The following is a 6,537-nucleotide window of genomic DNA, read 5'->3' as shown; positions in this document are numbered from 1 at the left end:
TTGAGCCGGCCGGCTTGCAGCCACGTTAAACAACTCGCTAAACAGGCCGGGGACCTTATCAGCTCCCGGCCGAACCTTTGTTCAGGCCGGGTTTTTTATTGGCCTGAGGTCCGTCGAGCCCTCCCGCGCGGAGGCAGGGTCGCCTAGATGAGCAACGTGCGTCCGATACCGAGCCCACAAACCCCGAGCGATGATCGCGCCCATGAGGCCGACCATCCGTCGTCACTGGTGGCGAAGTTCGGGATGGACCAGCCGCTCAAGCTCGATTGCGGCGTCGATCTCGCACCGTTCCAGATCGCCTACCAGACCTATGGCGAGCTCAATGCCGACCGCTCCAACGCGATCCTGGTTTGCCACGCGCTGACCGGCGATCAGCATGTCAACAACATCCATCCCGTCACCGGCAAACCCGGCTGGTGGGAGACCATGGTCGGCGTCGGCCGGCCGATCGATCCCGACAAATACTTCATCATCTGCTCCAATGTGATCGGCGGCTGCATGGGCTCGACCGGCCCTGCGTCGTCGAACCCCGCGACCGGCAAGGTGTGGGGACTCGATTTCCCGATCATCACCATCCCCGACATGGTGCGCGCGCAGGCGATGCTGATCGATCGCCTCGGCATCAATACGCTGTTCTGCGTGGTCGGCGGTTCGATGGGCGGCATGCAGGTGCTGCAATGGACCGCGGCCTATCCGGAGCGCGTGTTCTCGACGCTCGCGATCGCCTGCTCGACGCGCCACTCGGCGCAGAACATCGCGTTCCACGAGCTCGGCCGCCAGGCCGTGATGGCCGATCCGGACTGGCGCGGCGGCCGCTATGTCGACGAGGACACCCATCCGCACCGCGGATTGGCGGTGGCGCGGATGGCCGCGCACATCACCTATCTCTCGGACGCCGCGCTGCATCGCAAGTTCGGACGGCGGATGCAGGACCGCGAGCTGCCGACCTTCTCGTTCGATGCGGATTTCCAGGTCGAGAGCTATCTGCGCTACCAGGGCTCGTCCTTTGTCGAGCGCTTCGACGCCAACTCCTATCTCTATCTGACCCGCGCGATGGACTATTTCGACATCGCCGCCGACCACAACGGCGTGCTGGCGAAGGCGTTCACCGGCATCCAGACGCGGTTCTGCGTGGTGTCGTTCACCAGCGACTGGCTGTTTCCGACCTCGGAATCGCGCGCGCTGGTGCATGCGCTGAACGCGTCGAGCGCGCGGGTGTCGTTCGCCGAGATCGAGACCGACAGGGGGCACGACGCCTTCCTGCTCGATGTGCCCGAATTCCTCGAGATCTCCCGCGCGCCTTCCTGCTGGCCGCAGGCAAGGCGCGCGGACTGAAGGATGGCGGCCAGTCATGAGCATGCAGCAGACATTGCCCTTGCCGGGCGTCGCGCCGGAGCGGACCGGCGGCTATCGCACCGATCATCTGCTGGTCGCCGACATGGTGCGGCCGGGCTCGCGCGTGCTCGATGTCGGCTGCGGCGATGGCGAATTGCTGCAGCTCCTGGAGAGCCGCGGCATCGACGGCCGCGGCATCGAGCTGTCGCGCGAGGGCGTCAATGGCTGCGTCGCCAAGGGGCTCGCCGTGGTGCAGGGCGATGCCGACACCGATCTCGTCAACTATCCCGATGACGCTTTCGACTACGTGATCCTGTCGCAGACCTTGCAGGCGACGCGGCAGCCCAAGGTAGTGCTGGAAAATCTGCTGCGCATCGGCCAGCGCGCCATCGTCTCGTTCCCGAATTTCGGGTTCTGGAAGATGCGGCTGCAGCTCCTGATCGGGGGCCACATGCCGCGCACGGAGAATTTGCCGGCGAGCTGGTACGACACCTCGAACATCCACTTCTGCACCATCAAGGATTTCGTGCAGCTCTGCGAGGAGATCAACGTCAAGATGGAGCGCGCGGTGGCGCTCGATCTCTACGGCCGTCCAGTGCCGCTCAACCTGCCGTGGTGGGTGTGGAACATGTTCGGCGAGCAGGGCGTGTTCCTGCTCAGCCGGGGTGGGGGCAAGTAATCGGTGGGTGGCGCGTCAAACCGGCGCCGCCACCAGCGACCTCGGATCGCGCACCGGCCAGCGGCCGGCCTCGACCAGCGCGATGAAGCGCTCGACCATCTCGTTGAACAGCGCCGGCTCCTCGAGGTTGAGCACGTGACCCGACTTCGGGAAGAAGGAGAGCCCGGCGGCCGGCAAATGCTGCTTCAGGAACATGCTGGGGGCGATGCAATTGTCGTCCTCGTCGCCGCACAGGATCAGCGCCGGCGTCGCGGCGCGCTTGATGGCGTCGGTCATGGTGTAGATCGAGGGCCTGCCGCCCTGGAAGCTGCGCATCGTGTTGGCCGAGCCTCTGGCGTCATGGCGGGCGAGCGCGGCGTAGAAGTCGGCGTGGCCGCGCGGGTCCTTGACCAGAAACGGGATCCGGCTCGGCGCCTCGCGGGTCACCTTGGCGACCTCGACGGAGCCGATGCTCTCGTATTGCTCGGCATTGGCGCGGCACTGCGCGCGGAAGGCATCGAGATGCTCGAGGCTGGAGCCGGAGCCGACGGCGGCCAGCGTCATCGACAGCGCGCGCTCCGGCGCGTTGAGGGCGACCTGCAGCGACGAATAGGAGCCCATCGAAAGTCCGACGAAATGCGCCCTGGCGATGCCGAGATGGTCGAGCACCGCGAGCGCGTCGGTATAGAAGTGCTGGTAGGTGTAGACGTCGGCGCTCGGCGGCACATCGGACGGCGTGTAGCCGCGCGCCGAATAGGCGATGCAGCGGTGGCCGCGCGCGAAATAGCGCATCTGCGGCTCCCAATTGGTGTGATCCGCGGCGAACTCGTGCAGGAAGATGATCGGGGTTCCGCTGCCGGCCTCTTCGAAATGAAGGCGGACATGATCTTTCGTCGTGGCGTAGGGCATTGAAATTCTCCTCTCGTTGGCCGCCTCCAGATTTGCAGTTAATTTTCAAGGCCGCAATGCGGCAGTTCCGGTTCTTTTCTCGTCATCGAATCATCGCGGAATGACCCAGAAATTATTCCCGCAGTGCCGCATGAAATCTTCCTCGCGCCATCCCGATTTTCAAAACCACCGCCGTGTTCCCCCGGGAACGCGACGGGGAGTTGGGGGGCGTTACAGAGGATCTAGTGAAGTATGGTTCAGTTGCTTGCGTGTCGCCGGTCGCTTCGTGTTTTGGCGCTGGCTCTGTGTTCGCTCACTCTCGCCGTGATCTCCGCCGCTCCGGCATCCGCCCGTCCACATCATCCACGTCACGCGCATTCGGCCCATCCCGGCCATCACGCGCGTCACTATGCCCGTCATCACTATCGGCACGCAGCGCGGCTGTCGCGCGCCGAGCGCCGCGCACTCGCGCAGCCGGGCGGGATCGTCGAAACCAACGCGGCGCCGTTGCCCGGCAGCGCTGACGTCGTGCCCAACACCGGCGGCGTGATTGCGGCAAGCGGCTTCGGCTCGTCCGGCATCGTCGCCGAGGCGCGCCGCTATCTCGGCGGCAATCCGACCGGCCGCTCCAGCCTGTGGTGCGCCCGCTTCATGAACATGGTGCTGCAGCACACCGGCCATCGCGGCACCGGCTCCGACATGGCGAGTTCGTTCGCCAAATACGGCACGCGCGTTTCGGGACCGCAGGTCGGCGCCATAGCCGTGATGAGCCGCCGCGGCGGCGGCCATGTCGGCATCATCACCAACGTCGATGCCAAGGGCAATCCGATCATGATCTCGGGCAACAGCGGCCACCGTGTCCGCGAGACGCGGGTCTCGCGCGGCCGCATCTACGCCTATGTGATGCCGACCAACTGATCGCTCGAAAGCGGGGCAGGGCGCGCACGCGCCTCGCCCCGGCCTACGACGCTACAGGTCCCTGAGCGGCAATCGTGTCGCCGATGGCGGCACCGCCATCGCTGATGATCTCGGCGTAGATACCGCATTCATTATTGCCGAAGCGCTGCATCAGCGTGTTCGGCACCGAGAGGTCGCGCGCGCCGGTATCGGGATCGACATTGACAGCGGCGCAGCGGGTGATGCGCTTCACCACCCTGGCCCGGGCGCTGCCGATCGCAATGGTCTGGTCGAGCAGGCTGGCTTCATGCCAGGCCGGCCAGCCCTCGACATAGAGGTTGGCGCGGAAGCGCAGCGGATGCACCGGCGCCTGCACCATCTCCTCGATCGCCCGCAGGCTGGCCAGATTGATGATCGAGACCACCTTGCGCGGCACGTCGGAGAAACTATGCCCGGGGCTGACCAGCACCTTGGGCGGGCCCTTGATCTGGCCGGTATGACGATCGGCGAAATAGCGCTCGATCGCCGCGCGGCCTTCCGCGGTCTCAAGGTCGCCCTGGGCCACCATCGCACCATCCCGGCGCAGCGTCAGCACGTGGCTGTCATCGTCGAAATGGGCGCGCAGCGGCGCCAGCCACTCGTCCCGCTGCAGCATCAGGAAATGCGGCTTCGGCAGCCATTTCGGCACCGAGGGATCGAAGCCGCTCGGGCCGTTCTCGATCGCATAGCGGCGATCGGAGCGAATCGTCTCGCCGATCTTGAGCTCTGCGTGCGGCAGCGGCTCGGGCGTGAGACCCTTGACCGGGTAGCGGTAGATGCCGGTGATCCGGGCGGAGGAAGCGTGCGTGTTGTCCATTCGCCCGCTCTAGCCTGTTTGGTGGGCGAGGAGAACTGCCGCCCGCGGGAAGGTACTAGTCGGCGCGCGCCGCTCCAGGAGCGTCCAGCAGGCGCTGCATGAACACGAGATCGAGCCAGCGGCCGAACTTGCGTCCGACCTCCGGCATCCGGGCGACCTCGACAAAGCCGGCCTGCGCGTGCAGCCGCAGCGAGGCGGGATTGCCGCCGTCGATACCGGCGATCATGACGTGCTTGCCGAGCGCGGTGGCCACGGCGATCAGTTCGTCGACGATGATCCGGCCGAGGCCGCGGCCGCGATGATCGGCATGGACATAGACGCTGTGCTCGACGCTGTAGCGGTAGCCCGGGAAGGCCCGGAAGTCGCCGAATGTGCCGTAGCCGAGCACCGTCGCCCCCTCGACGGCCACCAGCACGGGATAGCCCAGAGCCTGCCGCGCCGTCATCCAAGCCAGCCGCTCGGCGTCGGAATCCTGCTTCTCCGTCCAGATCGCATTCGAGTTGGCGACCGCCTCGTTGAAGATCGCGGTGATGGCCGGGATGTCCTGCTCGGTGGCGGGGCGGATTATCATCGGTGGTTCCTTGACGGGCCTCTTGAACGAACCGCCATCGTCTACTATATAAGACGATATGTCAATTATAGAGGACAAGGCCGATGAGGCTCTCGGACGGCGGGTTCGCGCCGAACGGGAGGGCCGCGGCTGGTCGCTGGCGGAACTCGCCGGGCGGGCCGGCGTGTCCAAGGCCATGCTGAGCAAGATCGAGCGGGCGGAGGCAAGCCCGACGGCGGCGACGCTGTCGCGGATCGCCACGGCCTATGGCCTGACCATGGCCGCGCTGTTCGAGGTTGCCTCACACAATTCCCGCCTGCAGCGGGCCAAGGATCAGCCGGTCTGGCGCGATCCGAAGGCGGCCTATCTGCGGCGGCAGGTGTTCCTGCATCCGGCCAATCCGCTGGAGCTGGTGGAGATCGAACTGCCTGCGGGGCAGGAAGCCGGCTTCCCCGCCAGCGCCTATCACCTGGTCCGCCAGGTTGTCTGGATGATCAGTGGCCGCCTCACGTTGATGGAAGGGGCGGAGCGCCATGAGCTCGCTGCGGGTGACCGCGTCGAGCTTGGTCCGCCATCGGACATCGCCTTCCGTAACGAAACGGCTCAGCCCTGCCGCTACCTTGTCGCCATCGTGCGGCGCTGAGCTTCATCGGGTGAAATCGCAGACTGTGGCTCTTCCGTTTTGGAACCAAGTGCCCACATCTGCGGCAAGCCTGAACAATGATGGCGACGACCAGAGGCTGGTTGAGGAACGTCAACGCGGCCCGCGGAAACCCAATGAAGATGCCGTTGTCATGCCTGAATGGGTGACGATGGCAGGCCGAGGGAAAACGAATGAACATTGAGAAGTACACCGAGCGCGCGCGCGGATTCATCCAGTCTGCCCAGTCGCTCGCAATGCGCGACGGTCACCAGCAGTTCTCGCCGTTGCATCTGTTGAAGGTGCTGCTGGACGACAATGAGGGACTCGCCGGCGGTCTGATCGACCGTGCGGGCGGCAATTCCAGAGCAATCCTGAAAGCGACCGAAGAGGCGCTGAACAAGCTGCCGAAGGTCTCGGGCAATGGTGCCGGGCAGGTCTATCTGTCGCCGGAGCTGGCGCGTGCCTTCGATGCGGCGGAAAAGGCCGCCGACAAGGCCGGCGACAGCTTTGTCACCGTCGAGCGGCTGCTGCTCGGGCTCACGCTCGAGAAGGGCAGCGAGGCGGCCTCCATCCTGAACAAGGGCGGCGTCACGGCGCAGAACCTGAACGCGGCGATCGAAGCGCTGCGCAAGGGCCGCACCGCTGATAGCGCGACCGCCGAGAACGCTTACGACGCGCTAAAGAAATATGCCCGCGACCTGACCCAGGCG

Annotated in this window: 7 protein-coding genes, 1 pseudogene and 1 riboswitch (1 of these 9 cut by a window edge); of the genes and pseudogenes, 5 read left to right on the top strand and 3 right to left on the bottom strand. The window is 65.6% G+C overall.

Annotated features, from left to right (window positions below; genetic code table 11):
- A riboswitch (SAM riboswitch) is annotated at nucleotides 1-62 on the top strand; it begins 26 nt to the left of the window's first position.
- 85 nt (nucleotides 63-147) lie between these two features.
- Nucleotides 148-1,355 (top strand): annotated as a pseudogene (gene metX, locus AKL29_RS22385) (homoserine O-acetyltransferase MetX).
- Nucleotides 1,352-2,014 carry a methionine biosynthesis protein MetW gene (gene metW / locus AKL29_RS22380; RefSeq protein ID WP_050385654.1) on the top strand — a complete coding sequence of 221 codons (663 nt, stop codon included), beginning with the start codon at nucleotides 1,352-1,354 and terminating at the stop codon, nucleotides 2,012-2,014. Before metX ends, metW begins: the two are co-directional and overlap by 4 nt.
- A 15-nt stretch (nucleotides 2,015-2,029) precedes the next feature.
- Here the strand turns inward: metW and AKL29_RS22375 are convergent, their stop codons facing one another.
- Entirely contained in the window at nucleotides 2,030-2,902 is an 873-nt protein-coding gene (locus AKL29_RS22375; RefSeq protein WP_050385653.1) for an alpha/beta fold hydrolase, read from the bottom strand.
- 231 nt (nucleotides 2,903-3,133) lie between these two features.
- Here AKL29_RS22375 and AKL29_RS22370 point away from each other — a divergent pair, with 231 nt between their 5' ends.
- The gene (locus AKL29_RS22370) at nucleotides 3,134-3,799 is read left to right on the top strand and encodes a TIGR02594 family protein (protein WP_050385652.1); all 666 of its coding nucleotides are present in this window, start codon (nucleotides 3,134-3,136) and stop codon (nucleotides 3,797-3,799) included.
- A gap of 43 nt (nucleotides 3,800-3,842) precedes the next feature.
- Here AKL29_RS22370 and AKL29_RS22365 read toward each other — a convergent pair whose 3' ends face one another.
- Entirely contained in the window at nucleotides 3,843-4,634 is a 792-nt protein-coding gene (locus AKL29_RS22365; RefSeq protein WP_050385651.1) for an MOSC domain-containing protein, read from the bottom strand.
- A 55-nt stretch (nucleotides 4,635-4,689) separates the two neighbouring features.
- Nucleotides 4,690-5,205, bottom strand: coding sequence for a GNAT family N-acetyltransferase (locus tag AKL29_RS22360; protein ID WP_050385650.1), 516 nt, complete (start codon nucleotides 5,203-5,205; stop codon nucleotides 4,690-4,692).
- A gap of 58 nt (nucleotides 5,206-5,263) precedes the next feature.
- Here AKL29_RS22360 and AKL29_RS22355 point away from each other — a divergent pair, with 58 nt between their 5' ends.
- Together AKL29_RS22355 and AKL29_RS45370 are read left to right on the top strand one after the other, a co-directional pair.
- The gene (locus AKL29_RS22355) at nucleotides 5,264-5,827 is read left to right on the top strand and encodes a helix-turn-helix domain-containing protein (protein WP_050385649.1); all 564 of its coding nucleotides are present in this window, start codon (nucleotides 5,264-5,266) and stop codon (nucleotides 5,825-5,827) included.
- A 191-nt stretch (nucleotides 5,828-6,018) separates the two neighbouring features.
- A partial coding sequence (locus AKL29_RS45370) for a Clp protease N-terminal domain-containing protein (RefSeq protein WP_283809411.1) occupies nucleotides 6,019-6,537 on the top strand: 519 nt, incomplete at its 3' end.

The organism is Bradyrhizobium pachyrhizi, assembly GCF_001189245.1.
In the GTDB taxonomy this organism is placed as follows: Bacteria; Pseudomonadota; Alphaproteobacteria; order Rhizobiales; family Xanthobacteraceae; genus Bradyrhizobium; species Bradyrhizobium pachyrhizi.
Note: the sequence above shows the minus strand (reverse complement) of the source record. Positions and strands in the feature narration are given on the sequence as shown.